General features: G+C 46.1%; 21 protein-coding genes. 13 read left to right on the top strand and 8 right to left on the bottom strand.

Annotated features, from left to right (window positions below; genetic code table 11):
• Nucleotides 1–50: 50 nt before the first annotated feature.
• The 3 genes from ABNE31_RS14025 to ABNE31_RS14015 all read right to left on the bottom strand — a co-directional run bounded on the left by ABNE31_RS14025 (nt 51) and on the right by ABNE31_RS14015 (nt 1931).
• A complete protein-coding gene (locus ABNE31_RS14025) occupies nt 51–503 on the bottom strand; it encodes a MauE/DoxX family redox-associated membrane protein (RefSeq protein WP_129655945.1) in 453 nt (150 codons plus the stop codon).
• Between the two features lie 96 nt (nt 504–599).
• Nucleotides 600–1526 (bottom strand): AraC family transcriptional regulator, encoded by a 927-nt coding sequence (locus ABNE31_RS14020; protein ID WP_349351561.1) that lies wholly within the window; start codon nt 1524–1526, stop codon nt 600–602.
• An 18-nt stretch (nt 1527–1544) separates the two neighbouring features.
• Nucleotides 1545–1931, bottom strand: coding sequence for a hypothetical protein (locus ABNE31_RS14015; protein WP_349351560.1), 387 nt, complete (start codon nt 1929–1931; stop codon nt 1545–1547).
• A gap of 198 nt (nt 1932–2129) precedes the next feature.
• Here ABNE31_RS14015 and ABNE31_RS14010 point away from each other — a divergent pair, with 198 nt between their 5' ends.
• The 13 genes from ABNE31_RS14010 (at nt 2130) to ABNE31_RS13950 (ending at nt 14185) form a co-directional block, all read left to right on the top strand.
• Entirely contained in the window at nt 2130–4535 is a 2406-nt protein-coding gene (locus ABNE31_RS14010; RefSeq protein WP_349351559.1) for an aminotransferase class I/II-fold pyridoxal phosphate-dependent enzyme, read from the top strand.
• Between the two features lie 12 nt (nt 4536–4547).
• Nucleotides 4548–5387, top strand: coding sequence for an RteC domain-containing protein (locus ABNE31_RS14005; RefSeq protein ID WP_119618892.1), 840 nt, complete (start codon nt 4548–4550; stop codon nt 5385–5387).
• Nucleotides 5388–5671: 284 nt separating this feature from the next.
• On the top strand, nt 5672–5950 hold the full coding sequence (locus ABNE31_RS14000) for a helix-turn-helix domain-containing protein (protein ID WP_306013269.1): 279 nt from the start codon (nt 5672–5674) through the stop codon (nt 5948–5950).
• Nucleotides 5901–6491 (top strand): hypothetical protein, encoded by a 591-nt coding sequence (locus tag ABNE31_RS13995; protein ID WP_349351558.1) that lies wholly within the window; start codon nt 5901–5903, stop codon nt 6489–6491. The genes ABNE31_RS14000 and ABNE31_RS13995 overlap by 50 nt, the downstream gene beginning before the upstream one ends.
• Nucleotides 6488–7150: an ATPase gene (locus tag ABNE31_RS13990; RefSeq protein WP_306013267.1), complete on the top strand. Its 663-nt coding sequence runs from the start codon at nt 6488–6490 to the stop codon at nt 7148–7150. The genes ABNE31_RS13995 and ABNE31_RS13990 overlap by 4 nt, the downstream gene beginning before the upstream one ends.
• A gap of 292 nt (nt 7151–7442) precedes the next feature.
• A complete protein-coding gene (locus ABNE31_RS13985; RefSeq protein ID WP_163636516.1) occupies nt 7443–7730 on the top strand; it encodes a hypothetical protein in 288 nt (95 codons plus the stop codon).
• Nucleotides 7730–8008, top strand: a complete 279-nt coding sequence (locus ABNE31_RS13980; RefSeq protein WP_163636517.1) for a hypothetical protein — start codon at nt 7730–7732, stop codon at nt 8006–8008. Before ABNE31_RS13985 ends, ABNE31_RS13980 begins: the two co-directional genes overlap by 1 nt.
• Nucleotides 8001–10412, top strand: coding sequence for a TraG family conjugative transposon ATPase (locus ABNE31_RS13975; protein ID WP_163636518.1), 2412 nt, complete (start codon nt 8001–8003; stop codon nt 10410–10412). Before ABNE31_RS13980 ends, ABNE31_RS13975 begins: the two co-directional genes overlap by 8 nt.
• A complete protein-coding gene (locus ABNE31_RS13970; protein WP_275648316.1) occupies nt 10409–11014 on the top strand; it encodes a conjugal transfer protein in 606 nt (201 codons plus the stop codon). The genes ABNE31_RS13975 and ABNE31_RS13970 overlap by 4 nt, the downstream gene beginning before the upstream one ends.
• The gene (locus ABNE31_RS13965) at nt 11014–11853 is read left to right on the top strand and encodes a hypothetical protein (protein WP_275648315.1); all 840 of its coding nucleotides are present in this window, start codon (nt 11014–11016) and stop codon (nt 11851–11853) included. Before ABNE31_RS13970 ends, ABNE31_RS13965 begins: the two co-directional genes overlap by 1 nt.
• Nucleotides 11854–11863: 10 nt before the next feature.
• Nucleotides 11864–12490: a conjugal transfer protein TraK gene (locus ABNE31_RS13960; RefSeq protein ID WP_090294852.1), complete on the top strand. Its 627-nt coding sequence runs from the start codon at nt 11864–11866 to the stop codon at nt 12488–12490.
• Nucleotides 12471–13403, top strand: a complete 933-nt coding sequence (gene traM / locus ABNE31_RS13955) for a conjugative transposon protein TraM (protein WP_275648314.1) — start codon at nt 12471–12473, stop codon at nt 13401–13403. The genes ABNE31_RS13960 and traM overlap by 20 nt, the downstream gene beginning before the upstream one ends.
• On the top strand, nt 13400–14185 hold the full coding sequence (locus ABNE31_RS13950) for a DUF4138 domain-containing protein (RefSeq protein WP_090294857.1): 786 nt from the start codon (nt 13400–13402) through the stop codon (nt 14183–14185). Before traM ends, ABNE31_RS13950 begins: the two co-directional genes overlap by 4 nt.
• A gap of 271 nt (nt 14186–14456) precedes the next feature.
• Here ABNE31_RS13950 and ABNE31_RS13945 read toward each other — a convergent pair whose 3' ends face one another.
• From ABNE31_RS13945 to ABNE31_RS13925, 5 genes are read right to left on the bottom strand one after another with little or no spacing between them, the layout of a single operon-like run.
• Nucleotides 14457–16541, bottom strand: coding sequence for a copper-translocating P-type ATPase (locus tag ABNE31_RS13945; protein ID WP_275648313.1), 2085 nt, complete (start codon nt 16539–16541; stop codon nt 14457–14459).
• A 19-nt stretch (nt 16542–16560) separates the two neighbouring features.
• Complete coding sequence (locus ABNE31_RS13940) at nt 16561–16854, bottom strand: phosphoribosylpyrophosphate synthetase (RefSeq protein WP_090294862.1); 294 nt, start codon at nt 16852–16854, stop codon at nt 16561–16563.
• Nucleotides 16855–16860: 6 nt separating this feature from the next.
• Complete coding sequence (locus ABNE31_RS13935; RefSeq protein ID WP_090294866.1) at nt 16861–17511, bottom strand: hypothetical protein; 651 nt, start codon at nt 17509–17511, stop codon at nt 16861–16863.
• Complete coding sequence (locus ABNE31_RS13930; protein WP_090294868.1) at nt 17508–18401, bottom strand: ribose-phosphate pyrophosphokinase; 894 nt, start codon at nt 18399–18401, stop codon at nt 17508–17510. Before ABNE31_RS13930 ends, ABNE31_RS13935 begins: the two co-directional genes overlap by 4 nt.
• 16 nt (nt 18402–18417) lie before the next feature.
• A complete protein-coding gene (locus ABNE31_RS13925; RefSeq protein WP_090294871.1) occupies nt 18418–19920 on the bottom strand; it encodes a thymidine phosphorylase family protein in 1503 nt (500 codons plus the stop codon).

Genomic DNA, 19920 nt, shown 5'->3' with positions numbered 1-19920 from the left:
TACTTAGTATAAAAGTTAATGCCTACTCTTTTCTAGGTTTTCGGCTTCCCCTACTGCACAGTATTTTGATTTATTTGGATGTTGTTTTGTTTCTTTGACCAAAGGATTCCCAATAGGGAAAGCACCATAAAGGAGATATTCAATATTACATGGTCCTTCCACCTCAAGGCTGAAATGACCCCGCCACAGGAACAGGGGATGGACTCACTGTACTTTAACACTACAATGATATAGGTGGTGAATGAGCCCAATAAGATTAAGCTGGCATAAAGTGACATGGTTCGGTATTTAGGAAACCACAATAGGCCTGCGATCACCAGCTCCAAAAAGGGCACGGCCCATGAGATCAAAGAGGCATAGGATGAAATATAAGGCATCCGTTCCAGGCGCCATTGAAAGAGATCCAAATGGTTCAGTTTACTTACCGCTGTATACATGAATAGAATGGTCAGCAAAAGGCTGAACAGGGTAATAAGTTTGGAGTAGATTCCTTTGTGTGACATATCCTTTGATTTGATATGACAAAGTTCGGTAGTCTGATGTATCTCTAAGGGAGTATTTGTTATCTGAAACGGAGTAAATATATGATTTTAAGGATTTTACAACCTTAAATCCGTAGGGGACATTCCATATTTGTCCTTGAATGCCCTTGAAAAATGGGTCTTGCTCTTAAAGCCGGTCATTTGGATGATTTGCTTTATCGTTAAAGAGCTGTGCTGGATCAGGGTCCTTGCCATTCGAAGACGTTCCCTGATCAGAAATCTAAAAATGGTCGTACCATAGATTTGTTTGAAGCCATATTTCAGTTTGTACTCGTTGGTACCCTTCTGACGGGCAAGATCCTGCAAGGTGGGAAGGTCTTTGTCCAGATTGTTGATGATCATATCATGAACGTCCCTGATGATTTGGATGTCCTCTGGCGTCAACGTGACCTTATGCTCCTTGATGCCCTTGGTTACTTTGAGTTTATTTTTGGGCAGCCCCGTTTCAAAAGGTTCCCCCTTGGAAAAGAAGACGGAGTTCAACAGGGTTTTTTGACCGCTCCCATCCAAGGCCTGATATACCGATATTTGACAATCCTTGGCCAGCAAAAGACCATCGTTGGTAATGAATTCTAGGAACAATACCGTTTCAGACCGCTCCCGTTTCAAATGTTTTGCCATTTTCTTGGTCCACCTTCCCCGGGACCTTTCGGTCATGAATTCAGTGATATGTTTTCCGATTAGATTCTTAGGAGGATTGGACAATAGGGAGCATGTGCCGTTGGTGAGCAATTCGATGTGACCATTCCCATCTAAGATCATGGACAGTTGGACGACACATTGTGGGGTGTTGTGAGCGTTTGCAAAACCTTGATGGATAAAGGCCGCCCCTATTTCCTCATTGACCATGTTCAGCATGACCACCAAAGAAGCAATATTGTCATTCTTGTCCATGGGTTCAATGCTATAGAAGAAATTGCCCTTGGCCATTTCCAAGAGCATCTTTTGTATCCGTTTTACCCTAAAGTCATCGCTGTTCGGCATATGCTTTCATTAAATTGGTTAGTTATCATCGGTTTCCCTAATGTCCAAATAGGCCAGTGCCTCCGCTTTTTTGGTAAAGGATTGTGTAGGAACCTTCTGGGAATGGGTGTCCAGATAAATGGAGCTTATCATATCCGTAACTGGCGGATCGATCAAAAAGGCCAGTTTCTCGATCCAAAGGGAACCTTCCAAAGCCAAATAGTCCCTTGCGGCCTTATCGATATTCCTGACCTCCCGTATATCGCATAGCACCGGCATCGCTTTACCTTCTTGTAATTCCATACGATCCTTGACTATGAGTTGTGCCGCCTTACGATTGATACAAGGCACTTTCTTGTAAATAATATGTAATAGGTCATCGGTCAACAGATATATGGCATAGCGGTTTTCATGTGTTTTTTTCATCTCCGGAAAACTGGTTAGCGCAATCAATTTACAAAATTACTGCAATTGATTTTTATACAGGAGGGCTATTTAGCTTAATAAAAGGGTTTAAGTTATCTGAAAAGGAGTATTTGTTATCTGAAAAGGATTAATTGGAATATGTATGCTTTATCAACTTACAAAATACGTTTCTTTTTATCACAAATAAAATCAAATAAAATGGCCAAGATCAAACACCACAATTTTTTGAACACTGTACATGAAGTATTCACCGATGCAAAACAAGCTGGGGTATTGCACCTTTATGCCGAAGGAAAGTCTTTTTCAGGAAGGACGATAGAAGTCGGGGGTAGGGAACTGTACCATTTTGGGACCACGGGTTATTTAGGGCTGGAACAGGATTCCAGATTGAAAAAGGCCGCCAAGGAGGCCATTGATAGCTATGGGACGCAATTTCCCTTATCCAAATCCTATATCTCCAATCCGTTATATGAGGAATTGGAAAACTCGATTTCCGAAATGTATGGCTATCCCATTGTCATTACCAAAAACAGTACCCTTGGGCACTTAGGTGTCATTCCAAGTGCCGTGGATGATGACGACGTAATCATTCTGGACCACCAGGTCCATTGGAGTGTACAGAATGCGGCCAAAATGCTAAAAACCCGGAGTGTTCCCATCGAAATGATCCGGCATAACCATTTGGAAATGTTGGAGGACAAGATTAAAAAGTACCAACATTCCAAAGGCAGGATTTGGTATATGGCCGATGGCATTTATTCCATGTACGGGGATTATGCCCCGGTTAAGGAACTGATGGGGTTGGCAAAGAAATATTCCCAATTGCATTTTTATTTCGATGATGTTCATGGCATGAGTTGGGTGGGAAGGAATGGTACCGGATATGTGTTGGACCAATTGGGGGAATTGCCCGAAAATGTATTGCTCTTCGGTACCCTGAGCAAGACTTTTGGGGCCAGTGGTGCAGTATTGGCCTGTTCCAACCCACAACTATATGATAAGATCAAGACCTTTGGTGGACCGTTGACCTTTTCTGCCCAATTGGAACCAGCCTCGGTAGCTGCTGCCATGGCCTCGGCACAAATCCATCTATCCCCGGAGATTTATGTGCTTCAACAAGAATTGAGGGAACGTATCGATTATTTCAATGATTGCCTTTTGATAACGGAACTTCCCTTGATCGATAGAAATGAATCACCGGTGTTCTATATCGGGACCGGTATGCCCAAGACCGGGTACAATTTTGTGAACCGTTTGATGGGGGAGGGCTTCTTTGTCAATCTCGGTATCTTTCCAGCAGTACCTGTAAAGAATACAGGTGTAAGGATTACGATTTCAAGGCATAACCAAAAAGAGGAAATCAAAGCATTGGTGGACGCCATGGAATATCATTTTCCAAAGGCATTGGAAGATACCCAGACAGATGCCCAAAGGGTATTCCACGCCTTTAAAATGGAACCAAGGACCCTAAGTGGACCGAAAGTATCCTCTGAACTTACCGTTGAAGTATTCGATACCATTGATCAAGTTGAAAAGGAAGAATGGAACCAAAGTTTAGGTGGGCAGGGGGTTTACGATTGGGAGGGGCTGAAGTTTTCGGAAGAGGTATTCCAGGGTAACCCAAGAAAGGAACATAATTGGTTGTTTCGATATGTGGTCATCAAGGATGCTGATGGGGTACCAGTATTGATGACCTTTGTGACGCTTTCCCTTTGGAAGGATGATATGTTGGCACAAGCACAAATTTCTGCTGCCATTGAGGAGGAAAGGAAAACAAATCCCTACCATTTGTCATCCATGGTCCTGTCCCTCGGTTGTCTGTTCACTGAAGGTGATCACCTGTATTGGAATGCATCACATAGGTTGGGCAAGGAGGCCAGGGACAAGCTATTGGCAACCATGGAAAAACTGGAACAGCAGTTTGGAGCCAAAATGACCGTGTTACGTGACTTTGGTGAAGATACTTCATGGAACGAACCGCTTTACGGGCAGGGATTTTTAAGGGTGCAAATGCCCAACTCCTGTTATGTTGTCCTGGACGAGGTGGATTCCATGGAAGATTATTTGCAAAGATTGTCCTCCAGAAACAGAAGACATTTTCGAAAGGATGTCCAACCCTATCTCGATAGGGCAAAGACAGTTGTTCTCCCATCCATGTCAACAAATCAAATTGAACAGGTCAAATCCTTGTTCGGGGAAGTACAGTCCAGAAATTTGGGGCTCAATACCTTTTCCTTTCCGGACTCCCTGTTTGAAAAGATGAACGAAAACCATTTGTGGGAGTTTATTGTCCTTTGTTCATTATACCAACCTGAAAAGATAGTGGGTGTAATGTTCTGCTATACCAACTTGAAGCAAGTCTATGTGCCGGCCTTTGTGGGTATGGATTATGACGGTCTGGAAGAGTTTGCCATTTATCGCCAGTTGCTCTACCGGACCATTGAACGGGCCATTGGATTGGGCATTCCCAAAATCGATTTTGGGTTGACCGCTGCCTTTGAGAAACGGAAACTCGGTGCAACGGTAGAGAAAAAATATGCCTATCTCCAGACCAATGACAATTTCATCCTGGAATTGCTCGGAATCATGGAAGGCCAGCATTAATGGAAAATCGTCATGAAATACCAAAAGCTGCTATCAGAATTTGAAGGCCAATTGGATTCGTTGGAAAGCGGGAACGGGGATATCCTTTTCAAAGCGGAAAAGGGAATCGTACTTGTGGAGAAGAGCATCCGAAAACTACAAAAACAGATTACGGGCAAGACCTTTGATACCCAAGCAGACGAAATCTACTTCTTTAAGCATGTCAAACCCCAAATTTTTAGTAAGCTGATCTATTATGTAAAATTGTTCAATATCGAGAGCAAGCGGCCTAGGGGAAATGATACGGCACAGATCAAGTACCTACAACTTCAGATTGACAAGTTCCAGACCTTTTTTAACGATAATCTGGAGTTTTATAATTATTACCGTCGTGGGGCGATGTCCCTGGACGAACAATATTTTGTTAGGGGGAACCGAGATCTAAGGCTTCCCCTTGAATCCTTCCACTTTTTGATCGATGACCAGTTTTCCACCTGTCAGGATGGTACCGTGGCCACGATTATGGCCTATGACATGCTCATCGTGTACCTGAGAAAGGAGGTGGATGACCTACAAAACAATTTAGAACCCCAAAAGAACATGACCATGGAAAAACCTTCAAAACTCTTCTGGACCGGAAACAAGACCGATTTGATCGAACTTTTATATGCACTCCAATCCAGCAAATGCATCAATAGCGGTACCACGGACATCAAGGAGTTGGCCTCGCATTTTGAACATTTTTACAATGTGGACCTCGGTAATTACTACCACACTTTTATTGATATCCGGTCCCGAAAGACCAGTAAGACCCGCTTTTTGGACAAGCTCATTGAGATGCTCAACCAACGGATGGATTCCCTGGATGAATGAGTTTTAGTTTTTCCCAAGTTGGTACCAACTTGGGAATTTGCATTTTGATGGGCCATAGTGCCAGGATTATGGGTTTTCTGAGGTTTTCAATAGGTTTACAAAGGTCAAATTCAACCAAATACCATCAAATCCTATGCATTGAAAAAAACACCCACCTTGGTACCAACTTGGGAAGTTTTTTCAATTTTGTTTTTGAGTTTTGTCCCAGAAAGTCAAATCAGTGGATGGGTCACCAAATGACATGAAAATCATGTAGTGGCCCTTCCTATTAAATCACAAAACACATGGGAGCGACCATCATTACCACCGAAGATTTAAGGGAGTTCAAGATAGAACTGTTGGAGGACATCAAGGACCTTTTGCAGAACGAAAAGGGACAACGCAACAAAAAATGGCTCAAATCAAATGAGGTGCGGGACCTCTTGGGCATATCCCCGGGCACCCTTCAAAACCTAAGGATCAATGGGACCCTGCCCTATACCAAGATAGGAGGGGTGCTCTACTACGAATACCATGAGATCATGGAGGTATTGGAAAAGAACAAGGTCCATAACCGTATCTAGGGTGGAGGACATCAATTATATCAAACACCTGAACGGGGTGTTTGCCCAATTTGCCAAGGACAACCGCTTGAATCCGACACATATCAGCCTGTATATTGGACTCTTCCAATTGTGGAACCAAAACTATTTTGTGGCCGAGTTCTATATCAGTAGGGAAGAGGCCATGGCCTATGCCAAGATTGGGTCCAAATCGACCTATCACCGCTGTATCCGAGAGCTCAGCCATTGGAACTATATCCTGTATTCCCCGTCCCACAATCCCTACAAGGGCAGCCGGATCAAGATGTTCGATTTTGGGACAAGTACTGGACAAGTACTGGACCAGTACCGTACCAAAATCGGGACAAGCAATGGACAAGCTTTGGTACCTATAAACAAACTTATACAAACAACTAAAAACAATACAAACGGGAAGAAACAAAAGAAAATGAAAAAGAAAGTTTTTGAGATCGAAGAAAACATTGCCGAACATCCCCCCACTGTCCCAAATCTGGACAACTTGCGGACCAGCAAAGACAAAGACTACAATGAGCCGTTATGAATTTTAAGGCCCCACATATCATCACCGAAGGTGACATAAGTTATGAACTGGGCTCCCTGAAGGGCAGGGAGATCAAATACGATTTCGAGAAGATACTGGTCTATCTCGATGCCAAGGGAAAACTCCTGTTCGGCAAGAAGTTCAGGATCCATCGAGAGGACAGGGAGATGCTGTACAAGCTCAGTCTCTACTTTATCCGGGACAGGGAACGTTGCAAACAGTTGGGCATCGATGTGGATAAGGGCCTTCTCCTCTCAGGTCCGGTAGGCTGTGGGAAGACCAGCCTGATGAAACTGTTCAAGTTCATGGTGCCCCACCAAAGGCCTTATGAGGTCATTCCCTCCAGGAACATTGTCTTTGGCTTCAACCATTTGGGCTTTAAGATCATTGGGGACTACGGGAATTCCCAATCCTTTTGTTTTGATGATCTGGGTGTGGAACCCGATGGGGTCCATTTTGGAAAGGAGTGCAATGTCATGGGGGAGATCTTATTGTCCCGCTATGAGCTGTTCACTGACCATAAGATCAAGACCCACGCCACTACCAATCTCAATGCACAGGAACTGGAAGCAAGGTATGGGAACCGGGTAAGGTCAAGGATGCGGGAACTTTTCAACCTTGTAGGGTTTGATAAGGACTGTAAGGACAAAAGAAAATAAGGTTTTGTGGCTGGTGTAGCATGTAACCTTGAATTTGGGCGAATTGCAACACTTTTTGATGGGCCGATCAGCCACTTTTGACGTTTTTGGGCTGGAGGGATTGGAACCAGATGGCACTTATCAACAGGGAGTGTTCGCTTTTTCATTAAATCTGCATGGATTCCAGACCAATTGAACCTGTTTCAATGCAACTATAATGATATTCACAAACAACTGATTATCAATTATTTGTGATGTGTATTCCATTAATTTTCACATATCAATAATCGTCTAACCCTTAAACGTTTACGATATGCGAAAATCTTTCTTCATCACCTTAATGTTGCTTTTTACCTCCAGTGCCCTTTTGGCCCAGATCGGGGGTATTGAGGATTCGGTCAACGATATTTCAGACACCATTCGGGCCATATTTCCCATCATATTGGGGGTCATCTTTTTAGTGGGCTTCCTTTTTAATGCCGGACATTTCTTTGGAGAGAATGCTGACCTAAAAAGGGGCATTACCCGGGTCTTGGTCTTTGTGTTGATTGCCGGGGCCGTTGTGGGCATCTTTACCTATCTCATCGGAATTGTGGTCTGATGAAACAGTTCGAGGTCTATAGAAATATACGAAAACGGGCCATGATCATGGGACTGTCCATTTCCCTGTTTGCCTTGATGATGGTTGCTGTCATCGGTTCGCTTTTGATCATCATTTTTTCTTTTCATTTTGGTGTCATCGTGTGCCTACTGCTCTTCAATGCCCTGCTCTATGGGGCATTGTTGCAGTGGGTGAAGAAACCCTTCCAATTCAAGGTAGTGCAAACCTTTCCCAAGATTATAAGCCTCAAACAATTGAATCCCATTGACTATGTCTAAGCTCAATTTCAATGCATATCACCCAATCCTGGATATCCAGAACCATGTGGTTTTTGGGAGCAATGGCGATGTGGTGTTGTGTTATCAAGTGGAATTACCTGAGATATACTCCCTTTCTGAGACGGATTTTGAGGAGCTGCACGGGATGTGGTTCCAGGCCTTTAAATCCTTGCCCGTGGGTGCTATTATCCATAAGCAGGATAGGTATCAAAAGAAAGGTTATGATGCTAGGAACCTTCCAAAGGAAACCTTTCTGGCCAAGGCCACCCATGATTATTTTGTGGGTAGGGAGCATTTGGACCATCAGAGTTATCTCTTCTTTGTACTTCCTCTTGATAAAGCCCTTAATGCCACCAAATATGTCAATCCCTTTCGAAAAGTAGAGAAAGGGTTGCACCGGAAACTGGATGTGCAGGTAGCGGAATTTGTGACCGCCGTCAACGATGCGGTATCCTATATCAACAACTCCAAAAGCGTGTCCATGGTACCCATGGAACCTGAAGCCATATTGGAGCATACCCATGCTTATTTCAATGGATACAATCTTGATTTTGATACGGATATCCAGTTTGGGAAAGGCCCCATAGAAATTGGTGACCATTATTTTGATGTGATGGCCATCAACCATGAAGAATGTTTTGGAGAAACCGTGCAAAGCAGTGTGCCCAACGGGAAATTCAGTTCGGACGGATTCAGTTTTCATAAAGGTTTTTTGGACGGTCTGGGACTGGAATTGGGGGAGAACCATATCATCAACCAAATCCTATATCTAGATGATACCCATCAATGGCGTAAACTATTGGATAAAAAAATTGAGGAACTCTCCAAGAGCTCCAATTTTGGTTCCCAGAACAAAGTGGTCCGCAACAAGGTCCAACATATCTTGGACAGGATCAATGGGGATGATACCGCACGAATAATTCGTGGCCATGTGAATATTGTTTATTGGCATACGGAAGTTGGGGTGTTGAAGCGAATTGCTTCTGGCATCAAGGCGCAATTGAAGGAACTGGATATACGACCCTATCATCCCCATGGGGAGGAGCGCAAACATTATTTTTTGAACTCCTATCCCAGTTATGCTTCCAACTTTTCCAATGAAGATCTTTTTGTGATGGACCTGAAGGCAGCCCTTTGTCTGTATATCAACAATACCAATTATCGCTCTGATGAAACAGGAATCGTTTTTAATGATAGACAGTACAATATTCCTGTGGTCAAGGATGTATGGGACGAGGGGAAAAGGCGTATCAAGGCCCGGAACTTTGCCATTTTTGCCCCGACAGGAGAAGGGAAATCCTTCTTGGCCAATAATATCCTACGTCAATACTTTGAGGCGGATGTACGACTGGTCATTATCGATTTAGGGGGTTCTTATGCCAAATTTGCCCAATTGTATCCCGATGATCACGTGGTCCTTCGCTATGAGCAAGGCAAGAATTTGGGTATTAATCCCTTTTATATCGCCGATCCGTCCGATTTGACCCCTGAACGACTGGAAGATCTGGCCCTCTTTCTTTTGGAGCTCTTGGCTGAAAACCAGGTGACCAAATCCAAGGAAGTGGCCTTGAAAAAAGTGTTGTTGCACTATTATGATGCTGTCAGGGCGGGGCATTCCTTGGCTTCCCTATATCAGTTTGTTGATAAGCACAAGGATACCTTGATCGAGGAGACCCGAGTTCATGAATCCGATTTCAATGTCTATGGATTTTTGCACATTCTTTCCGAATATGTGGATGGGGGACTGTACAGTTTTCTGTTCCATGTGGCAGAAGACCAGACCTATAAAATAGAGGACAAGCGCCTGATTGTCTTTGAACTGGACGAAGTGCGAGACAATAAGGAAATCCTGTCCGTAATGCTCAAATTGATCAAGTCCGCCATCCAACGCACCATTTGGAGGAACAGGTCGGAACGGGGCATTATTCTTTTCGATGAGTTTGCCAAGCAGCTTAAATTTCCCCATGTATTGGAGAGTGTGGAGTTCTATTACCAGGCCATCCGAAAGCAAAACGGGGCCATTGGTATCATCCTGCAATCCATCAACCAATTACCGGAAAATGCCACTTCGGCAAGTATCCTGGAGAATACGCAGGTCGTGTACAGTTTACGGAACGAGAAGGGCTATGATGAATTGGTTAGACGGTTGCACCTCTCCAACCATGATCTCAATCAATTGAAGTCCCTTAGAAACAACCTTACCGGGGTGCGCAAATACACCGAAATCTTTATCAAAATCGGGAAGGAAAGCAATGTCTTTCGCTTGGAGGTGCCCCCAGAGGTCTATGCCGCCTATCTCACCGATGGGGTGGAACATGGCCAGCTTATGGAGCTCTTTGAACAGTTTGGGAATATGGAACGGGCCATTACTGAATTTATAAATCAACAAAAGAAAATGATATGAGAGTAACAATAAAACAAACCCTTTGGAAGAATCCCAAGACTTTGATACTCGCTCTGATCTTGGCCATTTCCTTGCCCGGCCGTGCTACGGCCCAGGGAATGCCGGTGTATGACAATACGAACTTTATCAGCATGACCAAATCCCTGTTGGAATCTGCAAAGCAGACCTCTGAACTGCTAAAGACCGTGGAGTTTTTAAAGGAACAGAAGGACAATATTGTCAAAGTCAACAATACCATTAAACAATTGAAGGCGGTGCGGGAACTCGCACGGAACAATGAAATCCTTTTCAATACCGTGCAAAATGAATTGAGGGATATTTTGAATTCCCCCTATATCAAAGCCGGGGAGGTGGAACAGGTATCCAGAGCCTTTGAACAGATCATGGATACGGCCATTGATGATCTCGATTTTGTAAACCAGATTTTGTCCAGTGATTTTTTGAAGATGTCCGATGCGGAGCGCACGGCCATTTTGATGGAAAAAAAAGTGCAGTCGCAGGAAATGGTGGCCGAGTTGGAGGTCAAGACACGAAGGTACCGGGAAATCATCTCCTTTCGGCGTATGCAGGATATCATCAATAACCGGGAAACCAATTACTGATGGCGGGAATCTTTTTGGGCATAGGATTGGAATATGTGGATGCCGTCTTCCAGACCATCAAGGACAGTGATTTCTCCCAATATACCATTGTGGGGATGAAGACCCTGGCCGTACTGTTTTTTTTGATCAATATTTTGAAGAAATACAATGAGGGAATAGCTTCCACCGATGGCCATACCTGGGGGTTGACCCCCACGGAACTGGCCAAGAATTTTTTGGTGGTGCTCTTGGTCATTTTCTCCACTGAGGTATTGGGAGTGTTCGATGGGATCCTGGTGGCCATTGAGGCCCAATACCGGGACACGGCTCCGGCACTCCTCCCATTACAGTTGCAGGATGTGGACCTGGAACGGGATGTGGGTGCCTTGGAAGCCGCCAAGAAAGCCATGGCACTGTTGTATGAGGCCTTGGTCACTCCTTTGTACGGATTAAAGGTCTTGGCCTTTATCATCGGGGTCATTCTTTGGTTGATGGACCTGTTCATCTATCCTTTGTTCCTTGCAGAGCGATATTTCCTATTGGGGATCCTACAGGCCTTTTTTCCCTTGGTCATCAGCTTGGCCGTCTTTGAAAAGTTCAGGCCATTGGCCTATAATTATTTCAAGCTCTATGCAGCAGTATATATGCTGGTTCCCGCCTTCTTTTTGGTCAATGTCTTCGTCAACAACCTTTATACGGAGATCAGTACCAACTTCTGGGGGAACCTCTTTGGTTTTGATTTTGGGCGTGAATTCTTTGCCTCCATCATTGAACTCGGGACCATTGGCTTTATTGTCTTGCTCAAATTTAAATTGTACCGAAGGGCGACCAGTTTTACCCTTCGATTGTTCACCGGTTAAATTGAAGTCTATGAAAACACCTTTTAAAAGTATTGTTCATGTGCTGCGGCTCAACCGTTTTGTGGTTCTTGGCGTGGTTATCGCCTCGGGTTTGGTCTGTATGGTTGCTATGGTCCTAGTGGGCAGGATATACCGTGAATCGTTGAACGGGGCCTTCGTGGTCAATGGGGAAGGGGAGGTCATACCGCTTTCCTGGGCCGAACAACGAGATCATCTGGAAGTGGAGGCCCTGGCCCATTTGGAACAGTTTCATAGGTGGTTTTATGGGGTGGATGCCGGCAGTTATGAGAAGAACATGGAGAAGGCCCTTTGGTTGGGCAATGCCTCCGTTGGTGCTGTCTTTCAACAGAAAAAGGCAGACGGTTTCTATAACCGGTTGTTGCAATATTCCCTTGTGCAAGAGGTCATCCGAATCGATACAGAGCTGGATTGGGATGGGTCTTCCTTTGCGTTTAGGACCCAATTGCACATACGGATCAATCGGGGAACCGTCACCGATACCTATGAACTGGTGACCTCGGGACATTTGATCCAGGTGGAACGGAATTTTCCCCATAATCCTCATGGATTGTTGATCACTGATTTTTTTGAAAACTCACTTCGTAAACTAGAAACTCATGAAAACACAGAAGAATAAAATAGTTTTTGTGCTGGTACTGGCATGTATGGTACTCTTTATCACCATATATAGCATCGTCACTTTTGGTAAGCCAAAAAAGGAAAGCCTTGATGTAGGGAGGATCCCCATGCCGGATCTGGAGGACACTTCGGTGGAGTTTGAAACCAAACTGGAAGCCGTGGAAGCCATCAAGGTGGAAAAACAATCCACGGCACCACAAGTGTATCCCGACCACATGGTGGATGATAAAGGGTATTTCAATCCCGATTATATGGAATATGAAAAGCAGCGTATCATAGACAGTGTCTTTGATACCAATGCCTTTACTGCGAAAAAAGTTTCTGTGTCGGATGCAGGCGTAATGTCCAGGTTGGGGACTGTAAAGAAGGTAAAGGTAGACGATGAAAAGTTGACAATGGGTTCCCCAAGGACGGAAACGGAGCTAGGATTGGTACATCAACTGTTCTTTGCCTCCAATCCAAAAAGGAACCGTTCCGATGGAAATTTACCAACTACTGCTGTGGCCAAGGTGTATGTGGATGGGGACCAGACCCTTCGGGATGGACAACGATTGGACTTGCGACTCGCCCATGACTATGTTGTGGATGGGAAAAGGATGCCAGGAGGTACCCGCCTCTATGGCTTTGTAAAGATAAGGCCCAACCGGGTGATGGTGGAACTTACCCGATTGGGGACAACCCTTATGGATATGCAAGCCTATGATGCCCAGGATGGGCAGGAAGGGATTTATGTGAAGAACCATCTGCTGGGTGAAGTGGTGGATCGGTCTTTGGATGAGGGCCTTGGAGAGATCAATGTGCCGGGTGTGCCCCAGTTCAATGGGATCAAACGCATATTTCAGCGTGATCAACGTACCGTTAAAGTTCAGATTTCCGACCATTATCAATTTTTCTTAATACCTAGATCATGAAAACACTAAACGTCATCATTGCAGTAATGCTAATGGCCTATGGGCACACCGTATCGGGCCAAAAGGTTTTGGACACCATCCAAGCCAATTCACAAATGAACGTGGCCCTCTTTTTTCCCAGTCCCATCAAACAGGCTATAACGGGAAACACTAAAGCGATCTTTACCTATAACCGGGAAGAAGCTCAATATTTTGGGCTATTGCAGTCCACAGCCAACACCATTACCAACCTTTTGGTGGTCACCATGGACGGACAAGCATATGAATTTAAGGTGGCCTATAGGGAAAACGTTGCCCAAACCCATTTTTTTGTGGACAAGGCGCATAGCATTGGTCCAGTACAGCCATTACCTGGAAAAAAAGGGGATTCCTTGGCTTCCCACACAGCTCGATTTCCTCTTTTAAGGGGATTGCCATCAAGTGATGGGAATGGTGCCTTGGCATCGGTGCGAAGAAAGGGAATCCGATTGCTGTTGAAAAGGTTGGTCTACCGAAACGCTCAAGTATTTATGGTTGTAGAGGTGCGCAACCGATCAGGCATTGATTTTGAAGTAGGCACCCTTGAGGCCCTAAGGATAAATGGCAGCTTGAAACGGAGATCCTCGTATCAAGAAACCAGGTTGGAACCCCACTTTATCTTTGAACGACCCAAAATTATTAAAACCGGGACTTCCCAACGATTTGTACTTGTGCTACCCAAATTTGTCCTATTCCATAAGGAGCATCTAAGACTGATTCTCTTGGAAAGCCGTGGAGGCAGAAGGTTGGAGCTCAACTATTGACCTATCGATAAAGAGAAGTGGAATCCCTTATAGGGTATACACTTTAACATGAAAACAAAATTTTGCCATAACAAAGGTTATAATGGTTACCAAGAAAGGAAATAAATTAGGAATGGTACACCTCAGGAAAAATGGAACTGGCTTCCAGCAGTATTAATACCAGAATCCAGTATTCTCTTCGTAGTGGCCTAATAGGATTGCGGGAACACTGAAAATCCGTATTGCTATTGGGAATGCACCCTTTTATATGCTAAATTGCTCTATTTGCCTATCATCCTTTTATCTGATTACTTCCTATCTTACGTTTTAACAACTGCGCATTGATGGCCACAATGATGGTGCTCAGGCTCATGAACACCGCACCGACGGCAGGGCCCATGACAAACCCTGAGGAATACAGTACACCGGCGGCCAACGGAATGGCGACCACATTATAGGCCGTTGCCCAAATCAGGTTCTGGATCATTTTGTTGTAGGTGGCCTTGCCGAACAGGATGAGATTGGCTATATCCTTGGGGTTACTGTTGACTAAGATGATGTCGGCGGTTTCCGCCGCAACGTCCGTACCGGAACCAACGGCAATGCCCACATTGGCCTTTGCAAGGGCCGGGGCATCGTTCACACCGTCCCCGGTCATGGCCACGAACTCGCCCTTACGTTGGAGTTCTTCCACTATTTCCACTTTTTGGTGGGGCAACACTTCGGCATAATAGCCATCCAAACCGAGTTTTTCGCTAACGGCCCTGGCCGTTTTTTCATTGTCCCCAGTGGCCATCAATACCTTGATGTCGTTCTTCTTGAATACCTGAATGGCCTCTTGGGATTCCGATCGTATCTCATCGGCCAGTGCAATGTATCCGGCCAGTTTTTCCTCGATCAACACAAATACCACGGTTTCGGCGGCATCGCTATAGGCGTCTTTGGGAATGGGAATGTTGTTGTCCCTTAAAAAACCGGGACTGACCACTTTTACCGGTTTGTCCTCCACGGTTGCCTCGACCCCTTTTCCAGTGATCGCATGAAAGTTCAAGGGATTGGGAATGGTGACCTTTTTCTCTTGGGCCCTTTTGATGATACCCACGGCAATGGGGTGTTCCGAGCTTTGTTCCAAGGCACTTGCCAGGCGAAGGACTTCATCCTGGGAATAGTTGTCATCGACCGATTGGATTCGGGTAACGCCAAAATCACCTTTGGTCAGGGTCCCCGTTTTATCAAATAACAAGGCCGATATCTTCCGGGATTCCTCAAAGGCGGTCCTGTTGCGGATCAATAGGCCGTTTTGGGCGGATACCGCGGTGGAAATGGCCACCACCAAAGGGATGGCAAGACCCAGGGCATGGGGACAGGCAATGACCATAACGGTCACCATGCGTTCCAGGGCATAAACAAAGGGGAAACCCAGGGCCAGCCATACCGCCAGGGTTCCAAAACCAATGGTCAAGGCGATATAGGTTAACCATTTGGCGGCCCTATCGGAAAGGTTCTGCATTTTGGACTTGGTCTTTTGGGCCTCTTCCACCATCGTGATCACTTTGTTGAGGTAACTATCCTTGCCCGTGTGCTCCACTTTGACCTTTAAGGTGCTGTTGCCATTGACCGAACCGCCGATCACCTTGTCCTTTTCCTCTTTCTTTACAGGTTTCGATTCCCCCGTGAGCATGGATTCGTTCAGGTAACTGCTGCCTTCGACGATGGTACCGTCGGCTGGGACCTTTTCCCCCGGCTTGACCAGTATGATGTCATCTTTCAATACCGCTTCCAACGGTATGTCCTCTATGGTTTCCCCTTTGACACGGTGTGCTTCGGCAGGCATCATGCTGACCAACAACTGTAAGGCTTTTGAGGCACCAAGGACGCTCTTCATCTCTATCCAATGCCCGAGTAGCATGATGGCTATAAGGGTGGACAGTTCCCAGAAAAAGTCTTGGCCCTTCAGTCCGAATACGGTGGCCGTGCTATAGAAATAGGCTACGGAAATGGCCATGGAGATCAAGGTCATCATTCCCGGTGCACCCTGTTTTATTTCTGACCAAAAACCTTTCAAAAAAGGCCATCCCCCATAGAAATATACAATGGTGGAAAGCCCGAAAAGAAAGTAAGGGTTACCGGGAAGCAGGAATTCATATCCAAAGAAATCCTGGATCATCGGCGATAGGAACAAGATGGGTATGGTGAGTACCAGCGTTGCCCAAAATCGCTTTCGAAAGTCGGCGATCATCATTTTGTGGTGGTCGTGGCCCATTTGGCCATGTGCGGGGTTGTGCCCCGAATGGCCCCCGGGGCCATGGTCCATTTTGGAGTGGTCGGTCTTATCGTGGTTCATCTGTGAATGGTCGTGGTGTTGGTGCTTTTCCATGATCGGTCCTTTTTATGGGTTATCGTAATTTTTTTCTCATTTTTTCAGAAATGTTTTCGGCATAGACGCCATAGGCATCCACCAGGATGCCCCTGATGCCATCCTTGGAGGATATGGCGTACAGCACGCTGTTGTCATCGGTGCTGCTCATCCCCTCAAAACGATGGGTCTGGTCGACCTTAAAGTCCTCCGGTCGAATTTCGATTTTAAGGGAAGCGCATTCCAGGCAATGGGGCTTGAGGTTAAAATCATAGGTATAGCCCTTTGCCTGTAAATCGGATATGGCTTCTGAAAGGGTATCGTAATTTTTCATGGGCTTTCAATTATAGGTCATCGTGAAATAACTTTGGTCCTCTTCGGTAAATTTCTGAAATTTCAATAAACCGTCCTCGTTCAATTCCTCCTTGACGGTATAGTGGAGTTGTTTTATCCGTATGCCCAGGGCATAGGCCTTGATCTCGATTTTTGAATCAAGTTCATTTTGCCCGTTGTCCCAAGTCCGCCCGTAGATCCGTATCAGGCTCTTGGATCCAAAAAAGTTCAAAAGGCCCGAATCAAAGGTCAACTTCATCTCAATGTCCCCAAGGTGGTCCAAGTCATACAGCCCCTTGAATCCCGTGGATGTGGCGTTGATCTCGGTCTCCTTTGAACCTGGGTCGGAAAACGGGAAGGCCATGACCATCATACTGGCCTGATCGGGCTTGCAGCTATAGAGGGTGGAGTAGGTGTCGGTCGGTTCGTTGTCCCTATCGAACATTTGTGCGACCACCTTAATGGCATAATTGCCATTTTTCTCCATGATCGCGCCGACTTTGAACGTTTGTTTGTTGAGCAATGCTCCTTGGCCATCAAAATTTTCCCGTACGATGGATCGGCCTGAAATTTGGCCGATAAGCATGTCCGTCTGTCCGTTCGCGGTGAGAGCGAACATCAGGAATGGGAACAATAACAAAAAACCTTGTTTTTTCATAAGTGATGCATCATTTTTTGTACTTCACTTGCCAATATACCACTCAAATCGATGGCATTCGATGGGTGGGGGATGGTATTGCAGGTCACCACATTCCCGACCCCGGCGGCCAATAGGTCACCATAGGCATTGCCCGAGAATACCGCGTGGACACCGATACAAACTGGTGGTTTCATGCCCGCATTTTTAAGATGGCCGACAGTCTCGATCATGGTTCGTGCCGTGGATATGATATCATCCACCAAGATCGGGGTGGCATCCCTGTAGGTATCTATTTCGGGGACCGAAACTTCCACGTCCCGATCGCCGTGGCGAATCTTTTGCAATACGGTAAATGGGGCACCGGCATTCTTGGCGACCTCCGAGACCCACTGCTCACTTTCTGAATCGGGGCCGATCAATACCGGATCTTTGATATGTTCCGTTATCCACTTGGATATGTTGTCGGCCGCGGGGATGACCTTGTTGGGGATGGTATAGACCTTGCCCAAGGAGGTGATCCTGTGCAGATGGGGATCCACCGTGACCATGCTATCGGCAAAGCCCGAAACCAACTTTCCGAAAAATGCAGCGCTCACACCTTCCCCTTCCTGAAAGATCGTATCCTGTCGCATATAGGCGAGATAGGGGGCCACCAAACAGGTACACTTTGCCCCGAGTGCCTTGGCGGTGTGGCTTAAAAAATAGAGGGGCAACAGTTTCTCATCCGGTTCGTGAAGGGTACATACCAGGACAACACACTTGCCTTCCACCTTTGAAAGGATGCGTGTGTAGGATTCCCCGTCGGGGAATTTCCTCAAGATGGCCCTTCCCACTTCGGCATTCATTTGCTTGGCCATAAGGGCAGTGAGCTCTTCATTTCCGGGTAGACTGAACAAAATGGTTTCCATAGGTGTTGTTTAAGTTTTATAGGATGGTTATGATGTCTTCATGATCGTTTTTATAGTCCAGTGCATATCGTAGTTCACCCTCTGTTACCGCATGCAGGGTATAAAGGGTTTGGCCCTTTGTTATACGGTCCCCCAAACGGACGTACAGTGAAATCCCTGCGGATTTGGCCCGGGGCGCCCCTGAAAGCTTGGCGAGCTTGGCAATTTTTCTGTTGTCAATGTGGTGTAGGACACCTGATCTTTCAGCTTTGACCTCCAAGGTATGGGGTGCCGGGACGGGGAGGGAGAAACGTCCCTGGGCTTCACAAATGGAAATGAATTTATCGTAGGCCTTTCCCGATTCCAATACTTGAAGTGCTCTTCTGTTGCCTTCCCCTGACACCACCTTTCCTGAAAGTTCCAACAGTTCGCCTGCCAATAAAACAGCACGTTCCTTTAGGTCCTGTGGGGCCTTGGCCTCATTTTTCAACACACTGAGCACATCCATGGCCTCCAGGGATGGTCCTATGCCCCTTCCCACAGGTTGGGTACCGTCCGTTATCACAATCTTTACCGTGAGGCCAACGGCCCTGCCGACCGCCTCCATATCCCTCTGAAGTTTTTGGGCCATCTCCATGCTTCGAACCTTGGCGGTCTCGCCCACAGGAATGTCTATGACCACATGGGTGGAGCCTGCGGCCGCTTTTTTGGATAGGACCGAGGCGATAAGTTGCCCTTCACTATCGATATCCAAGGCCTTTTCAATTTTGATGAGCACATCGTCCGCAGGGCTCAGTTGCGCTGTTCCGCCCCACACAAAACAGCCTCCTTCCTGGTTTACGACCCGCTCTATTTCATCCGATGAAAGCGTAACGTTGGTCATGACCTCCATGGTGTCCGCAGTACCTGCCGGGGAGGTGATGGCCCTTGAGGATGTTTTGGGCATCGTTAGTCCATATGCGGTGACCATGGCCACCACCAAGGGAGTCGTGCGGTTGCCGGGAAGTCCACCGATGCAATGCTTATCGACGATGATGCTTTGGTTCCAGTCCAGGGTTTTGCCCGAGGTGATCATGACCTTGGTCAGGTCGGTGATCTCATCCAAGTCCATACGGTCACCGGCACAGGCCGTGATGAAGGCCGACAGGTGGATGTTGGAATAGTCCCCCGCAAGGATATCCGTAATGATATGCCCATAGGCCTCACGGTCGAGTTTGTTGTTGTAGATCTTTGCCCTGACATGGCCAAGGGACGCTATGGGCTCCAAATGGGAGACGTGCAACAGGTCGTTTTCGGAAACGTCCAGTTTCTGGGCCGCAGCATCGGACAGACCGATCTCACCGGGTAAGAGCATGTTCGAACTTACCACGTTCAGGCTTGCCACAATGGAACGGGGTGCCTTGGAGACCCTTATCCGGACAAGGGCTTCGAATCCTTCCGATTTACAGACGTGGCAATCATACCGCATGTACACCACATTTTCATTTTGGGTGTATATGCCAAGGTGTTTGTATGTTAAGGTGTTTGAATTGGGTTCCAT

The organism is Flagellimonas sp. MMG031, assembly GCF_040112705.1.
Classification (GTDB): Bacteria; Bacteroidota; Bacteroidia; order Flavobacteriales; family Flavobacteriaceae; genus Flagellimonas.
Note: the sequence above shows the minus strand (reverse complement) of the source record. Positions and strands in the feature narration are given on the sequence as shown.

Coding starts and splice junctions, on each gene's coding strand:
- ABNE31_RS14025 (WP_129655945.1), bottom strand. CDS start 503: ATGTCACACAAAGGAATCTACTCCAAACTTATTACCCTGTTCAGCCTT.
- ABNE31_RS14020 (WP_349351561.1), bottom strand. CDS start 1,526: ATGCCGAACAGCGATGACTTTAGGGTAAAACGGATACAAAAGATGCTC.
- ABNE31_RS14015 (WP_349351560.1), bottom strand. CDS start 1,931: ATGAAAAAAACACATGAAAACCGCTATGCCATATATCTGTTGACCGAT.
- ABNE31_RS14010 (WP_349351559.1), top strand. CDS start 2,130: ATGGCCAAGATCAAACACCACAATTTTTTGAACACTGTACATGAAGTA.
- ABNE31_RS14005 (WP_119618892.1), top strand. CDS start 4,548: ATGAAATACCAAAAGCTGCTATCAGAATTTGAAGGCCAATTGGATTCG.
- ABNE31_RS14000 (WP_306013269.1), top strand. CDS start 5,672: ATGGGAGCGACCATCATTACCACCGAAGATTTAAGGGAGTTCAAGATA.
- ABNE31_RS13995 (WP_349351558.1), top strand. CDS start 5,901: ATGAGATCATGGAGGTATTGGAAAAGAACAAGGTCCATAACCGTATCT.
- ABNE31_RS13990 (WP_306013267.1), top strand. CDS start 6,488: ATGAATTTTAAGGCCCCACATATCATCACCGAAGGTGACATAAGTTAT.
- ABNE31_RS13985 (WP_163636516.1), top strand. CDS start 7,443: ATGCGAAAATCTTTCTTCATCACCTTAATGTTGCTTTTTACCTCCAGT.
- ABNE31_RS13980 (WP_163636517.1), top strand. CDS start 7,730: ATGAAACAGTTCGAGGTCTATAGAAATATACGAAAACGGGCCATGATC.
- ABNE31_RS13975 (WP_163636518.1), top strand. CDS start 8,001: ATGTCTAAGCTCAATTTCAATGCATATCACCCAATCCTGGATATCCAG.
- ABNE31_RS13970 (WP_275648316.1), top strand. CDS start 10,409: ATGAGAGTAACAATAAAACAAACCCTTTGGAAGAATCCCAAGACTTTG.
- ABNE31_RS13965 (WP_275648315.1), top strand. CDS start 11,014: ATGGCGGGAATCTTTTTGGGCATAGGATTGGAATATGTGGATGCCGTC.
- ABNE31_RS13960 (WP_090294852.1), top strand. CDS start 11,864: ATGAAAACACCTTTTAAAAGTATTGTTCATGTGCTGCGGCTCAACCGT.
- traM (WP_275648314.1), top strand. CDS start 12,471: ATGAAAACACAGAAGAATAAAATAGTTTTTGTGCTGGTACTGGCATGT.
- ABNE31_RS13950 (WP_090294857.1), top strand. CDS start 13,400: ATGAAAACACTAAACGTCATCATTGCAGTAATGCTAATGGCCTATGGG.
- ABNE31_RS13945 (WP_275648313.1), bottom strand. CDS start 16,541: ATGGAAAAGCACCAACACCACGACCATTCACAGATGAACCACGATAAG.
- ABNE31_RS13940 (WP_090294862.1), bottom strand. CDS start 16,854: ATGAAAAATTACGATACCCTTTCAGAAGCCATATCCGATTTACAGGCA.
- ABNE31_RS13935 (WP_090294866.1), bottom strand. CDS start 17,511: ATGAAAAAACAAGGTTTTTTGTTATTGTTCCCATTCCTGATGTTCGCT.
- ABNE31_RS13930 (WP_090294868.1), bottom strand. CDS start 18,401: ATGGAAACCATTTTGTTCAGTCTACCCGGAAATGAAGAGCTCACTGCC.
- ABNE31_RS13925 (WP_090294871.1), bottom strand. CDS start 19,920: ATGGAACCCAATTCAAACACCTTAACATACAAACACCTTGGCATATAC.